The sequence below is a fragment of the Gordonia amicalis genome (genome assembly GCF_022059885.1).
Lineage (GTDB): Bacteria > Actinomycetota > Actinomycetes > Mycobacteriales > Mycobacteriaceae > Gordonia > Gordonia amicalis.
On sequence record NZ_CP091855.1, the window covers coordinates 3855436 to 3875658 of the forward strand.

General features: G+C 67.3%; 19 protein-coding genes and 2 tRNA genes. 4 read left to right on the forward strand and 17 right to left on the reverse strand.

Annotation, left to right across the window (positions count from 1 at the left end; all coding sequences use genetic code 11):
* Nucleotides 1-18: 18 nt before the first annotated feature.
* The 9 genes from rplU to IHQ52_RS17700 form a co-directional block, all read right to left on the reverse strand.
* Nucleotides 19-330: a 50S ribosomal protein L21 gene (rplU, locus tag IHQ52_RS17665; RefSeq protein WP_006437207.1), complete on the reverse strand. Its 312-nt coding sequence runs from the start codon at nucleotides 328-330 to the stop codon at nucleotides 19-21.
* 279 nt (nucleotides 331-609) lie between these two features.
* A complete protein-coding gene (locus tag IHQ52_RS17670; RefSeq protein ID WP_040004841.1) occupies nucleotides 610-3960 on the reverse strand; it encodes a translation initiation factor IF-2 N-terminal domain-containing protein in 3351 nt (1116 codons plus the stop codon).
* A gap of 425 nt (nucleotides 3961-4385) precedes the next feature.
* On the reverse strand, nucleotides 4386-4802 hold the full coding sequence (gene ndk, locus IHQ52_RS17675; RefSeq protein ID WP_006437205.1) for a nucleoside-diphosphate kinase: 417 nt from the start codon (nucleotides 4800-4802) through the stop codon (nucleotides 4386-4388).
* A 38-nt stretch (nucleotides 4803-4840) separates the two neighbouring features.
* The gene (locus tag IHQ52_RS17680) at nucleotides 4841-5317 is read right to left on the reverse strand and encodes a hypothetical protein (RefSeq protein WP_051995420.1); all 477 of its coding nucleotides are present in this window, start codon (nucleotides 5315-5317) and stop codon (nucleotides 4841-4843) included.
* Nucleotides 5318-5521: 204 nt separating this feature from the next.
* Nucleotides 5522-5911, reverse strand: a complete 390-nt coding sequence (locus IHQ52_RS17685; RefSeq protein WP_006437203.1) for a DUF4233 domain-containing protein — start codon at nucleotides 5909-5911, stop codon at nucleotides 5522-5524.
* A complete protein-coding gene (folC, locus tag IHQ52_RS17690; protein WP_006437202.1) occupies nucleotides 5908-7434 on the reverse strand; it encodes a bifunctional tetrahydrofolate synthase/dihydrofolate synthase in 1527 nt (508 codons plus the stop codon). The genes IHQ52_RS17685 and folC overlap by 4 nt, the downstream gene beginning before the upstream one ends.
* Complete coding sequence (locus IHQ52_RS17695) at nucleotides 7431-10103, reverse strand: valine--tRNA ligase (RefSeq protein ID WP_006437201.1); 2673 nt, start codon at nucleotides 10101-10103, stop codon at nucleotides 7431-7433. The genes folC and IHQ52_RS17695 overlap by 4 nt, the downstream gene beginning before the upstream one ends.
* Before the next feature lie 67 nt (nucleotides 10104-10170).
* Entirely contained in the window at nucleotides 10171-10287 is a 117-nt protein-coding gene (locus IHQ52_RS23605) for a hypothetical protein (protein WP_217996149.1), read from the reverse strand.
* Nucleotides 10284-10949 carry an SDR family NAD(P)-dependent oxidoreductase gene (locus IHQ52_RS17700; protein ID WP_006437200.1) on the reverse strand — a complete coding sequence of 222 codons (666 nt, stop codon included), beginning with the start codon at nucleotides 10947-10949 and terminating at the stop codon, nucleotides 10284-10286. The genes IHQ52_RS23605 and IHQ52_RS17700 overlap by 4 nt, the downstream gene beginning before the upstream one ends.
* Before the next feature lie 141 nt (nucleotides 10950-11090).
* On the opposite strand from IHQ52_RS17700, the gene IHQ52_RS17705 reads away from it, so the two are divergent.
* Nucleotides 11091-11735, forward strand: a complete 645-nt coding sequence (locus IHQ52_RS17705; protein ID WP_006437199.1) for a TetR/AcrR family transcriptional regulator — start codon at nucleotides 11091-11093, stop codon at nucleotides 11733-11735.
* 26 nt (nucleotides 11736-11761) lie between these two features.
* Here IHQ52_RS17705 and mobA read toward each other — a convergent pair whose 3' ends face one another.
* The 6 genes from mobA to IHQ52_RS17735 form a co-directional block, all read right to left on the reverse strand.
* Complete coding sequence (mobA, locus tag IHQ52_RS17710) at nucleotides 11762-12409, reverse strand: molybdenum cofactor guanylyltransferase (RefSeq protein ID WP_006437198.1); 648 nt, start codon at nucleotides 12407-12409, stop codon at nucleotides 11762-11764.
* Nucleotides 12410-12528: 119 nt separating this feature from the next.
* Entirely contained in the window at nucleotides 12529-13809 is a 1281-nt protein-coding gene (gene clpX, locus IHQ52_RS17715) for an ATP-dependent Clp protease ATP-binding subunit ClpX (protein WP_006437197.1), read from the reverse strand.
* 196 nt (nucleotides 13810-14005) lie between these two features.
* Nucleotides 14006-14704, reverse strand: coding sequence for an ATP-dependent Clp protease proteolytic subunit (locus IHQ52_RS17720; protein WP_006437196.1), 699 nt, complete (start codon nucleotides 14702-14704; stop codon nucleotides 14006-14008).
* A gap of 55 nt (nucleotides 14705-14759) precedes the next feature.
* Entirely contained in the window at nucleotides 14760-15359 is a 600-nt protein-coding gene (locus IHQ52_RS17725) for an ATP-dependent Clp protease proteolytic subunit (RefSeq protein WP_006437195.1), read from the reverse strand.
* Nucleotides 15360-15618: 259 nt separating this feature from the next.
* Nucleotides 15619-16983, reverse strand: coding sequence for a trigger factor (tig, locus tag IHQ52_RS17730; protein WP_006437194.1), 1365 nt, complete (start codon nucleotides 16981-16983; stop codon nucleotides 15619-15621).
* Nucleotides 16984-17068: 85 nt separating this feature from the next.
* A tRNA-Pro gene (locus IHQ52_RS17735) sits at nucleotides 17069-17142 on the reverse strand.
* Between the two features lie 196 nt (nucleotides 17143-17338).
* Here IHQ52_RS17735 and IHQ52_RS17740 point away from each other — a divergent pair.
* Nucleotides 17339-17412: transfer RNA gene (locus IHQ52_RS17740), tRNA-Gly, on the forward strand.
* A gap of 89 nt (nucleotides 17413-17501) precedes the next feature.
* Here IHQ52_RS17740 and IHQ52_RS17745 read toward each other — a convergent pair.
* Nucleotides 17502-17792: a hypothetical protein gene (locus IHQ52_RS17745; protein ID WP_081598249.1), complete on the reverse strand. Its 291-nt coding sequence runs from the start codon at nucleotides 17790-17792 to the stop codon at nucleotides 17502-17504.
* A 198-nt stretch (nucleotides 17793-17990) separates the two neighbouring features.
* Between IHQ52_RS17745 and IHQ52_RS17750 the strand changes: the two genes are divergently transcribed.
* Together IHQ52_RS17750 and IHQ52_RS17755 are read left to right on the forward strand one after the other, a co-directional pair.
* Nucleotides 17991-18176, forward strand: coding sequence for a hypothetical protein (locus IHQ52_RS17750; RefSeq protein WP_006437192.1), 186 nt, complete (start codon nucleotides 17991-17993; stop codon nucleotides 18174-18176).
* Nucleotides 18177-18431: 255 nt separating this feature from the next.
* Entirely contained in the window at nucleotides 18432-19166 is a 735-nt protein-coding gene (locus IHQ52_RS17755; RefSeq protein WP_006437191.1) for a L,D-transpeptidase, read from the forward strand.
* Nucleotides 19167-19242: 76 nt separating this feature from the next.
* On the opposite strand, the gene IHQ52_RS17760 is transcribed toward IHQ52_RS17755, so the two are convergent.
* Nucleotides 19243-20199 (reverse strand): PE-PPE domain-containing protein, encoded by a 957-nt coding sequence (locus IHQ52_RS17760; RefSeq protein WP_006437190.1) that lies wholly within the window; start codon nucleotides 20197-20199, stop codon nucleotides 19243-19245.
* Nucleotides 20200-20223: the final 24 nt, after the last annotated feature.

Genomic DNA, 20223 nt, shown 5'->3' on the forward strand with positions numbered 1-20223 from the left:
TTCGCGAAGCTGGTCGAACTACTTGATCCCGGTGACCTTCAGGAGCGTCAGCTTCTGACGGTGACCCTGGCGCTTGTGGTAGCCGGTCTTGTTCTTGAACTTGTGGATGCGGATCTTGGGGCCCTTGACGTGCTCCACGACCTCGCCGGTGACCGAGATCTTGGCCAGCTTGTCGGCGTCGGTGGTCAGGGTCGAGCCGTCGACGACCAACGCGACCGGCAGGCTCACCGTGGAGCCGACCTTCTCGTCGATCTTCTCGACCTTGACAATGTCGCCCTCAGCGACCTTGTACTGCTTACCGCCGGTCTTGACGATCGCGTACGTTGCCATCGAAGTTCTTCCTCTTACTCGTCTGGTCGGGCCCTCGCCAGCGCCGAGGCGCTCTCGAAGGCGTTCGTGTAGTGCATCCCGGCGCGGGCCGCAGTCGACCCAGTCAGCTGACCGGGAGTGGCTGCAGATCACACCAGAGGGCCTGCCACGGGATTCGCGCCGCCGCCGGTGCACGTGGCACGCAGAACAGCGCAGACCCTCCGCGGGAGGCGACTTTCCAAGGTTACGGGAACGGCGGTGGCCGGGTCAAACCAGCCCCGCCGGCCCGTCCCTCGGCGATCAGCTGTCGGTCGGCGGCGGTCCGGCGGGCCGGCCCGCCGTGCGCTTCCGCGGGCGCCGGCGGACCGCGACCACGGACTCCCCGGTGGAGACCGGACCGAAGGTCGTCTTGGGCGCCTCCGGTGCCGCGTCGACGGCCGTCATCACCACGTTCTCCGGTGCGGTGGTCGTCTGCGCCGGGCGCCGGACCACCCGGCGGCGGCGCTTGGCCACCGCGGGAGCCTGCCCGTCGGTCGACACGACCGGTTCCTCGACCTTCACCGGCTCCGCTTCCGCCGCTTCCGGTTCCGCGGTGTCCGGTTCCGACACGGTCTCGGCCACCGGCTCGGGCTTCTCCGGCTTCTCGGACGGCGCCTTCGTCTCGGTCGCTTCCGTCGCCACTGGGGCGCCGGCGGCGGTCGACTCCTCGGGCGCGCCCTCGGTGTGATCACCCTCGTGGTACTCGCCCTCGGGGTGCTCGTCGTCGTGGTTGTGTGCGGCCATGGCCCGGAACAACGGGTGTTCGGCAGCGGGCTTGTGTGCCGGCTGCGGCGCCGGCTTGGTCTCGGCGGGTGCCTCCGACTTCTTCTTGCCGCGGCGCGAACGCTTGGGACCGGCGCTCTCCGAACGCGCCGAGTCGTCGCCGCGCACCTCGACCGGGTTGGTGTGCACGATCAGGCCGCGACCGCCGCACGTCGAGCACGGGGTCGAGAACGCCTCGAGCAGACCGGTTCCGAGACGCTTGCGGGTCATCTGCACCAGGCCGAGCGAGGTCACCTCCGACACCTGGTGGCGGGTTCGGTCCCGAGCCAGGGCCTCGGTGAGGCGACGCAGCACCAGGTCACGGTTGGACTCGAGGACCATGTCGATGAAGTCGACGATGATCATGCCGCCGATGTCGCGCAGGCGCATCTGCCGCACGATCTCCTCGGCCGCCTCGAGGTTGTTGCGGGTGACCGTCTCCTCGAGGTTGCCCCCCGAACCGGTGAACTTGCCGGTGTTGACGTCGACGACCGTCATGGCCTCGGTGTGCTCGATGATCAGCGTGCCGCCCGACGGCAGCCACACCTTGCGGTCGAGCGCCTTTGCCAGTTGCTCGTCGATGCGATGGACCACGAACGAGTCGGGTGCATCGGCGTGCGGCTTGCTGAACTGCTCGACCCGCTCCATGAGGTCGGGTGCGACGGAACTGACGTAACCCTCGACGAGGTTCCACGCCTTGTCGCCCTCCACGACGAGCTTCTTGAAGTCTTCGTTGAACAGGTCACGCACCACGCGAACCAGCAGATCGGGCTCCTCGTACAGCGCACGCGGAGCCGACGAGCCACCCTTCTTGGCCTGCGCGACCGATTCCTCGATCGACTTCCACTGCGATTCGAGACGAGCGATGTCGGCACCGAGCTCCTCGGCACTGACGCCTTCCGAGGCGGTGCGGATGATCACCCCGGCCTCGTCGGGCACGAGCTTCGCCAGGATCTGCTTGAGACGCTTGCGCTCGACGTCGGGCAGCTTGCGGCTGATACCGGTCGACGACCCGCCCGGCACGTAGACGAGGTACCGGCCGGCCAGCGAGATCTGCGTGGTCAGGCGGGCGCCCTTGTGTCCCACCGGGTCCTTGCTGACCTGCACCAGCACGTTGTCGCCGGGCTTGAGCGCCTGCTCGATCTTCCGCGAGCCGCCGTCGAGTCCGGCAGCATCCCAGTTGACCTCGCCGGCGTACAGCACACCGTTGCGGCCGCGGCCGATGTCGACGAAAGCCGCCTCCATGCCGGGAAGCACGTTCTGCACGCGGCCGAGGTAGATGTTGCCCACCATCGACGACGACGTCGCCGTGGTGACGAAGTGCTCGACGAGGACGCCGTCCTCGAGCACCGCGACCTGGGTGTAGTCCTCCACCGCGGCGAGCTCGTGGCCGTCGCCGTCGGAGATGCTGCTGTTGGCGCTGCGCTCGCGCACCACCATCACGCGGTCGACGGCCTCGCGACGGGCGAGGAACTCCGACTCGGTCAGGATCGGCGGGCGTCGACGGCCCGCGTCGCGTCCGTCGCGACGGCGCTGACGCTTGGCCTCGAGCCGGGTCGAACCGGAGATGCCCTGCACCTCGTCGCGCGCACGCTTGCTCCGGGGCTCGCGTTCGTGGACCACCGTGTTCGGCGGATCGTCCGGCGAACCCTCGTCGGGCTCCCCCCCGCCCTTGCGCCGACGGCGGCGACGCCGACGGCGGGTCGAGGACGCCTCATCCGAGTCGTCGCCTTCACCGTCGTCCGACTCGGTGTCGTCACCGGAATCGGTGGCCGTCGAGGAGTCGCCCTCCGACACATCCGCGGAAGCGGCCTCCTTCTGATCGGCCTCCTCCGAGTTCTCTCCGGCTGACCGCCGGCTGCGACGACGTCGGCGTCCGGTCGGCTCGCCATCACCGGCGGCAGACTCCTCGGACTGCGACTCATCCGTCTTCTTCTCGTCGCCGGACTCGTCGGCCGTCGACTCGGAGTCGGTTGCCGAGTCCTCGGCGCGGTCACCGGTCTCGTCCGACTCGGTGTCATCCGACGAATCGCCGGACTCGCCCTGGTCACCGCGGCCGCGACCACGACCACGACGTCCGCGACGGCGACGACGGCTACGACCCGAACCCGAGTCGTCGGCGTCGGTGCTGTCGGTGTCGGTCTCGTCGGCGTCCTCTTCGGGAGCCTGGTCGTCAGCGGAGGTGTCGGCAGAAGGTGCGCCGGTCGGCGGCGCCTTCTTCTCGGCTTTCGCCGGCTTGTCGGGCTGCTCTGACTTCTCGGGCTGCGCTGGCTTCTCGGGCTGCGCCGGCTTCTCGGGCTGCGCCGGCTTCTCGGCCTGCTTCGCCGCACGTGCGGTCTTCGGCTTCTCGGCGGGCGCCTGTGGCTGGAGGAACAGCGGCTGGGTGCCGAAGGACGTGTCGTCCTCGGCGGCCTGCGCGGCGACCGGCTCGTCGTAGCGGGTAGCCGCGGCCGAGAACAGACTCGGCGGCTCCTCGACCTTCGGAACCTCGACGGCCGGCTCTTCGACCGTCGGGGCCTCAAGGGTGGCCTCTTCGACCTTCGGGGCCTCGGGGGCCGGTTCTTCGACCTGCGGCGCCTCGGGGGTGGCCTCTTCGGCCGGGACCGGCGTCACCGCCTCGTCCGCCTCCACGTTGGCCCGCACCCGTTCGGCCACGGCCTGCGCCAACTCACGGTCGACGCTGGATTGCGGGCTGCGCGTCTGCACCCCGAGATTGGCCAGGTGCGCCAGCACCTGCCGACTCGTCAGGCCCAGGAAGCGGGCCAGTGCGTGCACACGAAGTTTGCTGGGAAATTCTTCCACCGGTTCTGACGCTGCGTTCGCGTCAGCCGGTGACCCGTTGTCGGTCACTCAGTCTCCTCGAACCCCCGGGCGCGTCGGGCTGACGCGGCCACGCGAGGGTCTGCTCTGTGTCCCGGTCACGTATGACCGGTGTTGTGTGGTCTCCGCGTCATCACGCTGATCCGAGAGTCGGTTCAGCAGAGAACGCTCTTGCTGTGTCGATGACCGCATCCCGGGCGCCTTCCACGCCACCGGGCACAGGGCAGAGCCTGAGTGTTCGGCTGCTGGCAGCAGTACGAACCTCGGCGGGATCAGCTGTGGTTGTGGGCGTCGCGATGCGGACCTACCGCACCGAGACGCGCCGAACCAGGGCGCGTCATCCGGCCATCGTCGGCAAAGTGTGCCGACGATAACCCTGCAAGTATCCCACACGGTGGTCGGATGACCGCAAAGTATGCGCGTTTGAGCCGCGCGTCGAACCGAGGGAACCCCGGTCAGCCTGCGAGTTCGGGGAACCAGAGAGCGATCTCACGCTCGGCCGATTCCGGCGAGTCCGAGCCGTGGACCAGGTTGTACTGGGTGTTCAGGGCGTAGTCCGCGCGGATGGTGCCGGGCACCGCCTTCTCGACGGGATCGGTGCCGCCGGCGATCTGCCGGAAGGCCGCGACGGCGCGCGGCCCCTCGAGGACGGCCGCGACCAGCGGGCCGGAGGTGATGAACTCCAGCAACGAGGGGTAGAAGGGCTTGCCCTCGTGTTCCGCGTAGTGGCCGCGGGCGACCTCGTCGCTTGCGGTCTTGAGCTCGAGAGCCACAAGAGTGAGCCCCTTGCGCTCGATGCGGCTGATGATGTCGCCGACGAGCAAGCGTTGGACGCCGTCCGGCTTGATGAGTACGAGAGTGCGTTCAGTCACGACTCACACCTTAACGACCGGCGACCGGATTCCGACGGTCAGGAGCAGTACTCACCGGCGACCGGGAAGAAGCCGTAGTTGAACAGGCTGCCCGACCGCGACTGCGGGTCGACGACGACCTGGAGACACCCACCGGGCGAGGCCAACGCACCGGCGAGAGCGAGGTCGAATTGTTGCGCGAGAGCGAGATTCGCCGGACGGTACTGGGCGGGCACCGGCAACGTCGCGATGGCCTCGGGCGCCTTCATGCCGGCCGCGCGCTTGGTGACGGAGTGGGTCGCAAGGTAGCTGAACTCACCCTGCGAAACGGGCACCGGAGCGCCTGCCTCGGGTACCGCGAACGCTTCCAGGGCCGGCGGCGTCTGCTCTGGTGCGGGTGCCGCCGAGGCGACGGCGGGCGCGGTCAGAGCGAATGCCGCCGCACCGACGAGGGCCATTCCGGCCGAGCGGCCGATTCGAGCGGAGGTGCGGGGGCGATCAGAACCGGCGGGGGTCCGGGAAAACAGGAACTGCACGTACGTCCTCACGTTGGATGTCGTCACGATGGCGGGTTGCGGTGGGATGAAGCCAGGCGGGAACTCGCCGGCTCCCCACGGCTTGCGCCATTGTTGCAGCAACCCTCCCGGTCCGCTCCCGTTCGCCGATAACGGTCCGGACACAGGTCTTGCGACCACCAAACCGCCGTCGGGACAGCGTTGACTCCCCAGGTGGAACGCGCGTCAGTCGATCGGTTCCTGACCGGGGAGCATGCCCAGTTCGACGCGTTTCTCCACATCTCGCTTGATGTAGACGATGTAGAGCCAGACCGATCCGAAGACCACACCGACGACGGCGATGGACCAGTGGAAGATGCCACCGACGATCACCGCCACCTGCAGGCCGAGGTCGAGCTTCAGCGCGTACGGGCGGCCCTGCATCCCTGCGGCCGCGATCATCGCGAGCACGAGGAGGGTCAGGTAGCCGCCGGACAGCCAGGTCAGGCCGCCGCCGAGTCGCCAGACGATCGGGAACGCCAGGATGATCACGATGACCTCGAGGATCATCGTGCCGGCCATCACCCCGCGCAGGCCCTTCCACGGGTCGTTGGTGGGCGGCGTGTACCGGGTCATGAGGGTTCCTTACCGAACAGGGTGCGGGCGGCGCCGGCGGTCACGACCGACCCGGTGATGACGACTCCCGCACCCGAGACACGCTGACCTTCGGAGTCCTCCGCGAGGGCGATGGCTTCTTCGACGGCGTCGGGCAGGAACGGCTTGACGACGACCCGTTCCTCGCCGAACACCTCGTGTGCGTACTCTGCGAGCGTCTCGGCGTCGAGGGCACGCGGCGAGCCGTTGTTGGTGATGACGACGGCGTCGAACACGGGCTCGAGAGCCTCGAGTAGTCCTCGGGCGTCCTTGTCGCCGAGCACTCCGATGACGCCGATGAGGCGGCGGAAGTCGAATTCCTCGGCCAGCGCCTGAGCCAATGCGGTCGCACCGTGCGGGTTGTGTGCGGCGTCGGCGAAGACCGTCGGTGCACTGCGCAGCCGCTCGAGCCGTCCGGGGTTGCCGACGGCGGCGAACCCGCTCCGGATCGCGTCGATGTCGAGCTGGCGATCGGGGCCGGCCCCGAAGAACGCCTCCACCGCGGCGAGGGCCAGAGATGCGTTGGCGGCCTGGTGGGCGCCGTGCAACGGCAGGAAGACCTCGTCGTAGACGCCGCCGAGTCCCTGGATTCTCAGCATCTGGCCGCCGACGGCGGTGGCGGAGTCGAGAACCGCGAACTCCGAACCCTGACGGGCGACGACCGTGCCCGCCTCGACGGCAGCGCGCAGCAGCACGTCCATCACCTCGGGGCTCTGCTCGGCGATGATCGTGACCGGGTCGACGGCGCCGAGTGCGCCGGGCTCGCCGGGTTTGATGATCCCTGCCTTCTCCCCCGCGATGGCGGTGAGCGTGTCGCCGAGGTAGTCGGCGTGGTCCATCGCGATCGGCGTGATGACCGAAACGATTCCGTCGATGACGTTGGTGGCGTCCCAGCGTCCACCCATGCCGGTCTCGACCACCGCGACGTCGACCGGGGCCTCGGCGAAGACCGCGTAGGCCATCGCGGTCAGCACCTCGAACTTGCTCATCCGCGGGCCGCCCGCGGCGGTCGAGCTGTCGTCGACCATCGTGATGTACGGCTCGAGCTCGCGGTAGGTGTCGATGTAGGTCCGCGCGCGGATCGGCTTGCCGTCGACCGAGATCCGCTCGGTGACCCGCTGCAGGTGCGGGCTCGTGATCCGGCCGGTCCGGCGGTGCAGAGCGGTCATCAGCGCATCGATCATCCGCGTCACCGACGTCTTGCCGTTGGTACCCGCGACGTGGATCGCCGGGTAGCTGTGCTGGGGCGACCCGAGCAGGTCCATCAGGGCCGCGATGCGCGTCAGCGACGGTTCGATCCTGGTCTCGGGCCAGCGGGTGTCGAGTTCGGCCTCGACCTCGGCGAGTTCGGCGAGATCGTCTGCACTGTCGTGGACGGTCAGCGGCGGCCGGTCGGTCTCGGCGTCTGCCGCTCGTTCCTCGGCGTCGAGCAGCTCCGACAATCCCAGCGGGTCCTCGCCGACGACGGCGGGATCCTCTTCCGGGAAGCCGGTCTCGTCGCTCACGCGCCGCCGGCCAGACTCGCCAGCTTCGCGTTCAGCCGCTCGACCTCTTCGGTGGCGATCCGCTGGCGGTTCCGGATCTTGCTCACCACCTGGTCGGGAGCCTTGGACAGGAACTGCTCGTTGCCGAGTTTGGCCGAGGTGGTCGCCAGTTCCTTCTCGGCGACCGCCAGGTCCTTGGTGAGACGCTTCCGTTCGGCTTCGACGTCCACGGTTCCGGAGGTGTCGATGGCGACGGTGACGGTTGCGACGGACAGGCGGACCTCGATGGTCGCGGTGGCCCCGAAGCCGGGTCCGGCGGCATCGAGACGCGCCAGCGACTGCACGTAGGGCAGCAACGGCTCGAGGCCGGACTCCCCCAGTCCGTCGAACTGGGCGGCGACCCGCTGCCCCGGACGCAGTCCCTGGTCGCTGCGGAAGCGGCGCACCTCGGTGATGAGGCGCTGCAGATCGGCGATGCGAGCCGCCGAATCGCTCGACCAGTCGCGTCCCGACGGGGTCGGCCACTCGGCGATGACGAGCGATTCGCCCCCGGTGAGCGTCTTCCACAGCACCTCGGTGACGAAGGGCATCACCGGCGACAGCGCGCGCAGCAGCGGTTCGAGAACCGCACCGAGCACGACAGATGTTGTCTCCGAACGCTTCTCGTCATTCTCGGCGAACTGGACCTTGGCCAGCTCGAGGTACCAGTCGCACACCTCGTCCCAGGCGAAGTGATAGAGCGACTCACAGGCCTTGGAGAACTCGTAGGACTCGAAGCCGGCGTCGACCTCGGCGAGCACCTCGTCGAGACGGCCGAGAATCCACCGGTCGGCGTCGGTCAGGGCCGACGCATCGGGGAGCTCGGCGACCTTGGCGCCGTTCATCAGCGCGAACTTGGTCGCGTTGTACAGCTTGGTCGCGAAGTTGCGCGACGACTGGGCGTGATCCTCGCCCACCGAGATGTCCGCGCCCGGGTTGGCACCGCGAGCCAGGGTGAAGCGCAGCGCGTCGGCCCCGAAGCGCTCGACCCAGTCGAGCGGATCGATGCCGTTGCCCTTCGACTTCGACATCTTGCGGCCGTGCTCGTCGCGGACCAGGCCGTGCAGGAACAAATTGTGGAACGGTATCTCGTTACCCGGACCCAGATCCTTGCCGACGTAGGTCCCGAACATCATCATCCGCGCCACCCAGAAGAACAGGATGTCGTATCCGGTGACGAGAACCGAGGTGGGATAGAACTTCTCGAGGTCGTCGGTCTTCTCCGGCCAGCCCATGGTGGAGAACGGCCACAGGCCCGAGGAGAACCAGGTGTCGAGGACGTCGGTTTCCTGGACGTACCCCTCCGGGGCCTCCTCATCGGGTCCGACGCACACGACCTCGCCGTCCGGGCCGTACCAGATCGGGATGCGATGTCCCCACCACAGCTGACGCGAGATGCACCAGTCGTGCATGTCGTCGACCCAGCCGAACCAGCGCGGCTCCATCGACTTCGGGTGGATCACCGTGGACCCGTCCCGGACGGCGTCGCCGGCGGCCTGCGCCAGCGACGAGACGTCGACCCACCACTGCATCGACAGTCGGGGTTCGATCGGCTCACCGGTGCGCTCGGAGTGTCCGACGCTGTGCAGGTACGGACGCACCTCCTTGACGATGCGCCCCTGCTCGGCGAGGGCCTCGCGGACCTTGACCCGCGCCTCGAAACGGTCCATGCCGTCGAATTGCGTTCCCGTGTCGGCGATTCGGGCCGATTCGTCCATGATCGTCGGCATCGGCAAGTTGTGCCGCTGGCCGAGCGCGAAGTCGTTGGGGTCGTGCGCCGGGGTGATCTTCACTGCGCCGCTGCCGAATTCGGGGTCGACGTAGTCGTCGGCGACGACCGGGATCTTCCGATCGAGGAAAGGGTGTGGCAGTTCGGTGCCGATCAGATGCGCATAGCGCTCGTCGTCGGGGTGCACGGCGATCGCGGTGTCGCCGAGCATCGTCTCCAGACGCGTCGTGGCCACCACGATGTGGGGTTCGGAGTCGTCGAGGGAGCCGTAGCGGAAGCTGACGAGTTCACCCTCGACGTCGGCGTAGCTGACCTCGATGTCACTGACCGCGGTCTTGAGGACCGGAGACCAGTTGACCAGACGCTCGGCCTGGTAGATCAGCCCGTCGTCGAACATCTTCTTGAAGACGGTGTGCACCGCGCGCGACAGACCCTCGTCCATCGTGAAGCGCTCGCGCGACCAGTCCACGCCGTCACCGAGGCGACGCATCTGCTCGCCGATGTTGCCGCCGATCTCGGCCTTCTCGGCCCAGACGCGCTCGATGAAGGCGTCGCGGCCCAGGTCGTCGCGGGTTTTGCCCTCGGTGGCCAGCTTGCGCTCGACCATCGTCTGCATCGCGATCGCCGCGTGGTCCATGCCGGGCAGCCACAGCACCTCGTAGCCCTGCATCCGGCGACGGCGCGACAACGCGTCCATGAGGACGTGCTCATACGCGTGACCCATGTGCAGCGACCCGTTGACGTTGGGCGGCGGGATCACGATGGAGAACGGGGGCTTGTCACTCTTGGCGTCGGCGGTGAAGTAGCCGGCATCGACCCAGCCCTGGTAGAGCGTCGCCTCGTGCTGGGCGGGGTCCCAGGATTTCGGCAACTCGTTCTCGGGCGGCGCGGATGTGGGGTCGAGTGATGTCACGGCCGCCATTCTATGTTTCCGCCGGGTGTGACCTCGCCCCGGACCTCACGTCAGTACCCGGCAGCGGCGCGTCGGTTCATGCGGTCTCGGCCGGAAGGGCCGGCCCGAGGAGAAGTCCGCCGTCGATGACGTACTCCGATCCCGTGATGAACGACGCGTCTGACGACGTGAGGAACAGGAGAAGCCGGGTCACGTCGGTCGGTTCGCCGAGTCGCGGGAGGCGAACGGCTCAGGTGAGTAGGAATCGGCGATCGCCGCCGTGGCACCGGCTGCCGGCTCTCGGATGAATGACGTCGCGATCACGCCGGGGTGGATGGCGTTCACGCGGATACGGTCGCGGCCGAGCTCGAGCGCTGCCGTTCGGGTGAGACCACGAACGGCCCACTTGCCGGCGACGTATGGCGCGTAGAGCGCAGTGCCGCCCAGTCCCATTGTCGAGCCGATGTTGACGATCGCTCCACCTCCCGCGCGGCGCAGCGCCGGTACGGCGGCCCTGATGCCCAAGAAGGTCCCGGTCAAGTTGGTGCCGAGAATGCGCGACCACGTGGCCTCGTCCGTGTCCTCGAGCAACGCAGGCGGGTTCTGGACGCCCGCGTTGTTGACGAGCACGTTCAGGCCGCCGAACGCGTTCTCGGCGGCCTGAAGGGCGCTCGACCACGAGCTCTCGTCTGTGACGTCGAGGGGGATCGCGCAGGCCCTGGCCCCGAGCTCGTCGGCGAGAGCCGCGCCGCGCTCGGCGTCGCGCGCGCCGATCACCACGTTCGCCCCCTCCGCGTGAAAAGCGCGTACATGGCTCGCTCCCTGTCCACCGGTCCCACCGGTCACGAGCACGGTCTGGTCGTCGAATCGGCGCATCTGAGGTTCCTCCGGTCACTGGGCGGCGACCGGGGACATCGGCGATGACGGTCCGCGGTCGATGGTGAGTTGACTAACTCACCATTGACGCTAGGCCCGTGTGAATGGTGAGTCAAGCCACTCACCTCATATGCTCTGATCATGACCGGAGCCGGGACGACCTATCACCAGCGCATCGCACAGGAGAAGCGCGCGCTGATCCTGACGGCCGCGAACGCGCTGTTCCTCGAGCTGGGCTACGACCGAACGTCGCTGGCGCGAATCGCGGAACGCTCAGGCGTCTCACGGGCCACGCTGTTCAAACAGTTCCCGAGCAAGGCCGCCCTGTTCGACGCCATGGTGACCGAATCCTGGTCGACCGCCAGCGAGGAGGACACTCCCCCGGCGGGCGACATCATCGACGGGCTGAGCACCATCGGTCGCCGTTACGCCGAACTGCTGCGCCGTCCGCGGATGACCGACCTGTTCCGGATCGTCATCTCCGAGCTCCCGCGGTTCCCCGAGTTGGCCGACGCGCAGTTCGCGCACGGAAAGATGCCCTACTTCGAGTCCGTGCGCACCTACCTCCTGGCCGAACACGAGGCGGGAACGGTACGGGTCGAGGACGTGGAGCTCGCAGCCACCCAGTTCCTGGGGATGATCTCCAATTACGTCTTCTGGCCGACACTCCTGGTTCCTGGATGGGAGGTCAGCGCCGAACGCGTCGCAGAGGTGGTCGACGAGGCCGTCCGCACCACCGTCGCCCGATACGCCACGACCGGGTCGGGGACGACCACCCACGACTGAGTCCTCGATCGGACTCGGCCACGCCGTCAACTCGTCGACACACGCAGCCGGTGCACGTCCTCCGGCGCGTTCACGTTCACGAGCCAGTCGGCGTCGGAGACGCCCACCCGATGGGCGTTGAGGGCGTCGATCGCACCGAGCATCCGGCGTTCGCCGCCGGCCACGAGATCGGCGATCACCGGGCCCGCGTCGGTCCGGTAGATCCCGGCCATCGGATGGTCGCGCTGTGCGTCGCGGGCGATCACCGCCTGGGTCGAGCCGGTCAGCCCCCGCCGTAGTTCGTCGATGAGTTCGGGGGCGATGAGCGGCATGTCGGTGGCGCACACGAAGGCGAGGTCGGCGCCTGCCGCGGCGGCCTTGGCCAGGCCCGCGACCAGGCCACCCAGAGGGCCGGTCCCCTCCTGTTCGTCGGTCACCCAGTGCACCTTGGACCGGTCGATGCCAGGGGCGGCGCGGTCGCGGATGTCGTCGATGCTGCGGAAGGCCGCGGACGTCTCGCCGGCCACCACCAGCACCGGGTCGCACCGCTGCGCGACGACCCGCACGACGCGGGCGAGCATCGGCTCGCCTTCCCAGTCCAATGCCGCCTTGTCGCTGCCCATCCGCCGTGAGCGCCCGCCGGCCAGCACGATCGCCGCGAGTTTCGAACCGTCTGATCCCGTGTCTTGAGTCACAGCTCCCAGTGTGCGTGATCCGTCACCGCGGCGAGGCGAGATGGTCATCATGCCCCACGACGAAGAATCCCCGCCCGGGCCACCGGGCGGGGATTGTCGTCTTCGACGAAGCCTGTGCGTCAGGCGCTCTTGTCGCGACGCTCGTCGCTCGACGCCTTGCGCGGCACGATCGTCGGCAACACGTTGTCGCGCACCGTCTCACCGGTGACGACGACCTTCTCGACGTCGTCGCGGCTCGGGATGTCGTACATCACCGGGAGCAGCACCTCTTCCATGATGGCGCGCAGACCACGAGCACCGGTGCCCCGATGGATCGCCTGGTCGGCGACGGCCTCGAGAGCGTCCTGCGTGAACTCGAGTTCGACGTTGTCCATCTCGAACAGTCGGGTGTACTGCTTCACCAGTGCGTTCTTCGGCTCCGACAGGATGCTCACCAGCGAGGCCTTGTCGAGGTTGGTCACCGACGCGACGACCGGCAGACGGCCGATGAACTCCGGGATCAGACCGAACTTGATCAGGTCCTCGGGCATGACGTCGGCGAACTGATCGGTCGTGTCGACGTCGTCCTTGCTCGCCACGTCGTTGCCGAAGCCCAAGCCCCGCTTGCCGATTCGCTCGGACACGATCTTCTCGAGACCCGCGAACGCACCCGCGACGATGAACAACACGTTGGTTGTGTCGATCTGGATGAACTCCTGATGGGGATGCTTGCGCCCACCCTGGGGCGGCACCGACGCCTGAGTGCCCTCGAGGATCTTCAGCAGAGCCTGCTGAACGCCCTCGCCGGACACATCGCGGGTGATCGACGGGTTCTCGCTCTTGCGGGCGATCTTGTCGACCTCGTCGATGTAGATGATGCCGGTCTCGGCGCGCTTGACGTCGTAGTCGGCGGCCTGGATCAGCTTCAGCAGGATGTTCTCGACATCCTCACCGACATAACCGGCCTCGGTGAGGGCGGTCGCGTCGGCGATGGCGAACGGCACGTTCAGCATCTTGGCCAGTGTCTGCGCGAGGTACGTCTTGCCACATCCGGTCGGGCCGAGCATCAGGATGTTCGACTTCATCAGCTCGACGGTCTCACCCGTGCGGGAGTCCTTCTTCTCCCCCGCCTGGATGCGCTTGTAGTGGTTGTAGACGGCCACCGCGAGCGTGCGCTTGGCGGTGTCCTGACCGATGACGTACTTCTCGAGGAAGTCGCGGATCTCCGCGGGCTTCGGGAGTTCGTCGAGTTTCACGTCGCCGTTCTCGGCGAGCTCCTCCTCGATGATCTCGTTGCAGAGGTCGATGCACTCATCGCAGATGTACACGCCGGGACCGGCGATGAGCTTCTTCACCTGCTTCTGACTCTTCCCGCAGAAAGAGCACTTCAGCAGGTCGCCGCCGTCTCCGATTCGTGCCATCTCGCGTAGTACCTACTTCCTCGTTGCCGGACTGTCGTCATGGTCCGTCGCGTCGCACGCAGCCGGGCACGGGTCATCTGAACGACATCCGAATGCCCAGTAACCCGACGGTACCCGCGCACCGCTCGAACTTCGACCGATAAGGCCAAATGTCGCGACAGAAAATCCCGCGACTCCTGTGCTGGTTGCGTTGCCGCTAGGACTTCTTCATCGACTTCTTGCGGTATTCGAAGACCTCGTCGATGATTCCGTATTCCTTGGCCGCCGCGGCGGTCAGGATGTTGTCGCGGTCGGTGTCCTTGCGGATCTTCTCCTTGTCCTGCCCGGTGTGGCCGGCCAGGATCTCGTCGAGCCGGTCGCGGATGCGCTCGATCTCGGCGGCCTGGATCTCGAGGTCGGAGACCTGGCCCTGGTAGGCGCCGCCGGTGCGCGGCTGGTGGATCAGGACGGTCGCGTTGGGCAGCGCGGCGCGCTTGCCCGGGGTGCCACCCGCGAGCAGGATCGCCGCGGCCGAGGCGGCCTCACCCAGGCACACCGTCACGATGTCGCAGTGGACGTACTGCATCGTGTCGTAGATGGCGAGCATGTCGGGCACGCTGCCGCCGGGCGAGTTGATGTACATCGTGATGTCGCGATCGGGGTCCTGCGACTCGAGGACGAGCAGCTGGGCCATCACGTCGTTGGACACGACCTGGTCGATCGGGGTGCCGACGAAGACGATGCGCTCCTCGAACAGCTTGGCGTAGGGGTCGTACTGACGCTGACCGTTCGGGGTGTGCTCGATGAACTGCGGCAGGATGTAGCGCGCCTCGATGTTCTTGAGCGCCAACGCCGACGCGGGGATTCCGGCGGCGACCTCGGCGGGCATGCCGTCCAGGGAAAGGGAGTTGGTCATCTGTTGCTCCAATGAGTAGGTGTGGCTCGGAGGTGGCTGGATGCTCGGGGCCGGATCACTGCCCCGGACGCGAGATCACCTTGTCGACGAAGCCGTACTCTTTGGCCTCCTCGGCGGTGAACCACTTGTCGCGATCCGCGTCGGCCTCGATCTTCTCGAGCGGCTGACCACTGAACTCGGCGTTGAGCCGGTTCATCTCCTTCTTGGTGAGCGCGAACTGCTCGGCCTGGATGGCGATGTCGGCGGCGGTACCACCGATACCGGCCGACGGCTGGTGCATCATGATCCGCGCGTGGGGCAGGGCGTGGCGCTTGCCCTTGGCGCCGGCCGCGAGGAGGAACTGCCCCATCGATGCCGCCATGCCCATCGCGTAGGTGGCGACGTCGCACTCGGCGAGCTGCATGGTGTCGAAGATGGCCATGCCCGCGGTGACCGAGCCACCGGGCGAGTTGATGTAGAGGTGGATGTCCTTGGTCGGGTCCTCGGCGGCGAGCAGCAGGATCTGCGCGCACAGCCGGTTGGCGATGTCGTCGTCCACCTGGGTGCCCAGGAAGATGATGCGTTCGCGCAGCAGACGCTCGAACACCGAATCGGTCAGGTTCAACCCAGCCACACCCGAACTCATCGAGGGTGTGTGGATGGTCGGCTCACTCACGGGTTCCTACCTTTGCCTTGTTGTCATGACCTGTGCGCGCCGTCTCGGGCGTCGCACACGTTCCGATCTGTCTGATGACGTCCTCACCGACACTAACCAATCCACACCCCCCGGCACTCCCGAGGACACGTCTATTCGCTGAGAGCAGAACGGGCCATCACAATGAATGGCGAATGCAGTTCGACGGATTCGACGACGATCGCCGGCCCCCGCGAACGGGGACCGGCGATCGGTGGTGGGAGTGGAGGCTCCGGCCGACTCAGTTGTCGGTGTCGGCGGCTTCGTCCGAATCGCCGTCCTCGTCCTTGCCCCCGAAGAACTCGGAGGTGTCGACGGTCGCGCCCTTGCTGTCGGTGACGGTGAACTCGCCGACGATGCCCGCCAGCGACTTGCCGCGACGGACGTCGGCGTAGACCGCGCCCACCTGGTTGGCCTGCGTCAGCTGCTGGATGAACTCCTGCGGCTGCATGCCGTAGCGCTGCGCGGTGAAGATGATCTGCTGGGTCAGCTCGTCCTGGCTGACCTCGGTCTCCTGCTGGTCGGCGATCGCGTCGAGGAGCAGCTGCTGCTTGACCGACTTCTCGGCCTCCTCGCGGGCCTCGGCGTCCCACTCCTCGCGGGTCTTGCCCTGCGCCTCGAGGAACTTCGCGACCTGCTCGTCGTCATGGCCGAGAGCGTGGACGATCTGGTGCTGCTGGCCCTCGATCTCTTCCTCGACGACCTTCTCCGGCAACGGGACCTCGACGGTCTCGATCAGCTTCTCGAGCACGGCGTCGCGGATCTTGTTGGCCTGCTCGAGCTTCGCCGACTGCTCGACGCGCTCCGCCAGGCTCGCACGCAGCTCCTCGACGGTGTCGAACTCGCTGGCCATCTGGGCGAACTCGTCGTCGACCTCGGGGAGCTCGCGCTCCTTGACCGACTGCACGGTGACCTTCACCAAAGCCTCCTCACCGGCGTGGTCGCCGGCGACGAGCTTGGTGGTGAATTCCTTGCTCTCGCCGGCCTTCAGACCGATGAGGGCGTCGTCGAGTCCGTCGATGAGCTGACCGGAGCCGACCTCGTGAGAAAGCCCCTCGGTGGTCGCCTCCTCGACAGCCTCGCCGTCGACGGTGGCCTCGAGATCGATCGAGACGAAGTCACCGTTCTCGATGCCGCGCTCGACACCCTTGAGGGTGCCGAAGCGGGCGCGCAGGCCCTCGAGCTGCTCGTCGACGGCGGCGTCGTCGATCTCGATGGCGTCGACCTCGACCGAGAGGGTCGAGTAGTCGGGCAGGGTGATCTCCGGGCGTACGTCGACCTCGGCGCTGAAGGTGACGGACTCGCCGTACTTCAGCTCCGACAGATCGATCTCCGGCTGGCCGATGGCCTTGGTCTCGGTCTCGGCGACGGCCTCCGAGTACTTCGCAGGGATGGCGTCGTTGACGACCTGCGCCAGGATCGAGTCGCGACCGACGCGGGCCTCGATCAGCTTGGCGGGCGCCTTGCCCGGACGGAAGCCGGGAATCCGGATCTGCTGGGCCAACGACCGGTATGCCCGGTCGAAGTCTGCGGACAGCTCCTCGAACGGGACCTCGACGTTGAGCTTCACTCGGGTCGGGGTGAGTTGCTCGACAGTGCTCTTCACGCCTGGTGCTCCTTATATCTGCGGTGGTGATGAAAGTTCGGTTCGGCGGTTGTGCCGCCGCGACCTACGCGGTCACATCGACAAGTCGGGATGACAGGATTTGAACCTGCGACCCTCCGCTCCCAAAGCGGATGCGCTACCAAGCTGCGCCACATCCCGCGGTCCGTGGTCGCGGTGTAGGCCTCATGGCCGACCGCGCATCAGGGCCAACAGAAGATAGTACGGGGCGCCTCCAGCGCCACGACCAACGGGTGCCCACCGCACCGACGCCCACCCCGATTTCCAGATCCGGCGCGCCGCCAGGTACACTCACTCATCGCACGCGGCGTACCGGGTTACCGGTGATCGCGAGCACGCGGGTGTAGCTCAATGGTAGAGCCCTAGTCTTCCAAACTAGCTACGCGGGTTCGATTCCCGTCACCCGCTCCACAACGAGCCCACGCCGGCTCCGGCGGCCTCGACGAGAGTGCACGCCGACCGCCTGAGTCAGCGTGCACTCGCCGATCCGTCGGGTGCGTTCAGTACTGGTAGTCGTGAAACTCCCATTCGTACCAATACGGGTACGGACGGTAGTAGTCCCACGGGTACTCGTAGTCCTGCGGACGGGATCGTTCCACCTCAGGGTTCGAATCCGGCGAATCGTCACCGGGGCCCGTCGAAATGACCGGCGGAGGACACGGCGCGTACTGACCGTTCTCGATGTACATCTGGCAGGGCTTGTCTTCCGCTCCTGCATATCCGGCGCCCATGACGAGGACGCCGGCGAAGGCAGCAAGAGTGACGGTCGACCCCATCAAAGCTCGGTTCATGGGTCTGATCTCTCATCGAAGCTCAGCACCCCCCTCCGCGCGGAAATGTCTCCCGACCTGCGTGCCTCCCCCGTTCACGCGCCCCGTCCTTCCCGAGTGCCGTCATATACGTTGCTCCCCCGGGCCGCGAGATCGGGCAACGTTCGCGAACCTGAAACCAGGCTGTGACCCACGACACATTCCGCGTAAGGTGGGGCCATGTCCTCTTCACACACCAAAACCCAGCGAAAGTGTCCGACCTGCGGGGCGCCGCTGTATCTACGCAGGGACATCACCGAATCCGAGACCGGCGTCAGCCGGGTCGACGTCATGCTCGTCTGTCGCGACGAGGCATGTACCGAGCCGGTCCGCCACCTGCGCACCGAGCACACGCAACCCGCCTGACCCTCCGACGCCGCTCTGGGACAAGCGATCGGGTTGACACCATCGCGACAGGGACGATGATGTAGGTCGTCGAGATGATCGGTTCAACCTGCCGCCGATTTGTGACGACCGTCACACGCAGCACGGTCGATGCGCTCACCACGGGTTATTGCCAGCCCGCACCCACTGTTTGCGATCGCGGCACCCGTGCGGCGTCGGCATTCTTTGGCCGCCCGACAACGGTTGTGTAACGATGGATTCGCGCTTTCAGATGTTATGCGCGAGACATTCATCGAACCGAAGGTACGACTAGTGCAGACCAATACAGTGCCGATCACGCGGTCTCGTCGACGCTCGACTCGACGCCTCACCGGGATCGCCGTCGGCGTCCTCGCCATGGCTCTCGCCCTCCCCGGCGTCGCGAACGCTGCACCAGTCACCGTGATCCCGGGTCTGCCCCCGGTGGAGATCCCGGCGATCCCCGGTCTGCCCACTCCGCCGGCACCGAGCGCCCCGAAGGCTCCGGAACCGCCGTCGAGCAGCACCACTCCGGAGAAGCCGGCCGACCCGGCGATCCCGAACGTGAAGACCCCGACCGGCTACATCGCACTCGCCGACGACAAGACCCACACCATCACCTGGTGGAAGAACGGCGAGGTCGTGAAGAAGATGCCGATCTCGATGGGTTCGGACAAACACCCCACCCCGAACGGCGTCTACCACACCAAGGAGAAGTACCGCGACATGTACATGGACTCGTCCACGTACGGCGTGCCGGTCGACTCCGCCGAGGGCTACCGCACCTACGTCGAGTACGCGACCCGCATGTCCTGGGACGGCATCTTCATCCATGCCGCACCGTGGTCGGTCGCACAGCAGGGCAACAGCAATGTGAGCCACGGCTGCATCAACGTCACGACCGAGTACGGCAAGTGGGTTTACGACAACGTCCCGCGCGGGACCCCGATCGTGGTGCGCAACACCGTCGGCGGCCAGTACCAGGGCGACTGACCCTCTCCCCCGCATCCGACTCCGACGAGGGCCGGTCACCGACACGGTGACCGGCCCTCGTCGTCGTATGGATTCCTCATGCGGCCCGGACGGGGCCCGGGGAAACAGCGGGGACCTCATCGGCGAAGGTCGCCTGCACCTGGAGCCAACCCGCGATCACCTGGCATCCGGTCGAGGCGGGATCGGTGACGGATCCGCGACGGTACGGCTCGTACTGGTACGAGGTGTGGCGTCCGCCCGGCGAGTTCGTCAGCACGATCCCGAGAATGCGCATCATCGACGGCAGATAGCAGCGGATCTCCCACCAAGCCGAGGCCAGTCGGTGAACGTCGCGCCGCCACTGCGACGGGCGCACCGCGGTGCGGCGCGCGTTCTGGAAAGCATTGCGACGCAGCACCTCCCACGCATTGCATCCCCACCGGCCCAGTGCGGCGAAGGTCATCGCCCGCGTCAGGTCGGCGAAGTCACGGACGAGTGAGTCGGCACGCGCGTTGCAGATCACGTCGTCGGGAGCGCCCACCCACATCACCGGGAGTCCTGGCGGCAGTTCCGCACCGGGACCCGCGACACCCCATCCGTCGCAGCCGGGTACCGCACCGGGCGGCTGGTGCGGGTCCGCGACGAGTCCGACGCCGAGAAGACGCGTGACGACGGGATCACCCCGCGTCCACAACCCGGCGAGCGCAGCCCGGATCACCACGGCGCCCTGCGAATAGCCCAGCAGGGCAACCGGTCCCGCGGTCCGCTCGAGCAGCCCGGACAGTCGTCGGGCGCCGATCGCCACGCTGTCGGCGAAGCTCATGCCGCCGGGGTGGGGTGCCGGACCGTAGCTCGCCGGGTAGGCGACCCAGCGGGAGTCGAATCGTTCGTCGAGTTCATCGGTCACCGCCGAGAGGAGACCGGTGACCTCGGTACGGACATCGCCGGGGTACGACTCACCGGTTCCGCCCACCACGAACACCGTGATACCCGCCGGCGCGGCGTCATCGACGACGTGATCGCGGGTCTGATCGTCGCTGTACACCCCATCCATCGTGGCGGCCGCACATGTGAGCGG

Bases quoted from the DNA above. Each gene is read 5' to 3' on its own strand.
- IHQ52_RS17705 (WP_006437199.1), top strand. From the start codon at position 11,091: ATGACCGGAGCCGGGACGACCTATCACCAGCGCATCGCACAGGAGAAG.
- IHQ52_RS17745 (WP_081598249.1), bottom strand. From the start codon at position 17,792: ATGAACCGAGCTTTGATGGGGTCGACCGTCACTCTTGCTGCCTTCGCC.
- IHQ52_RS17720 (WP_006437196.1), bottom strand. From the start codon at position 14,704: ATGACCAACTCCCTTTCCCTGGACGGCATGCCCGCCGAGGTCGCCGCC.
- rplU (WP_006437207.1), bottom strand. From the start codon at position 330: ATGGCAACGTACGCGATCGTCAAGACCGGCGGTAAGCAGTACAAGGTC.
- clpX (WP_006437197.1), bottom strand. From the start codon at position 13,809: ATGGCACGAATCGGAGACGGCGGCGACCTGCTGAAGTGCTCTTTCTGC.
- IHQ52_RS17700 (WP_006437200.1), bottom strand. From the start codon at position 10,949: ATGCGCCGATTCGACGACCAGACCGTGCTCGTGACCGGTGGGACCGGT.
- IHQ52_RS17760 (WP_006437190.1), bottom strand. From the start codon at position 20,199: ATGGATGGGGTGTACAGCGACGATCAGACCCGCGATCACGTCGTCGAT.
- IHQ52_RS17685 (WP_006437203.1), bottom strand. From the start codon at position 5,911: ATGACCCGGTACACGCCGCCCACCAACGACCCGTGGAAGGGCCTGCGC.
- IHQ52_RS17750 (WP_006437192.1), top strand. From the start codon at position 17,991: ATGTCCTCTTCACACACCAAAACCCAGCGAAAGTGTCCGACCTGCGGG.
- IHQ52_RS17755 (WP_006437191.1), top strand. From the start codon at position 18,432: ATGCGCGAGACATTCATCGAACCGAAGGTACGACTAGTGCAGACCAAT.
- IHQ52_RS17695 (WP_006437201.1), bottom strand. From the start codon at position 10,103: ATGGCGGCCGTGACATCACTCGACCCCACATCCGCGCCGCCCGAGAAC.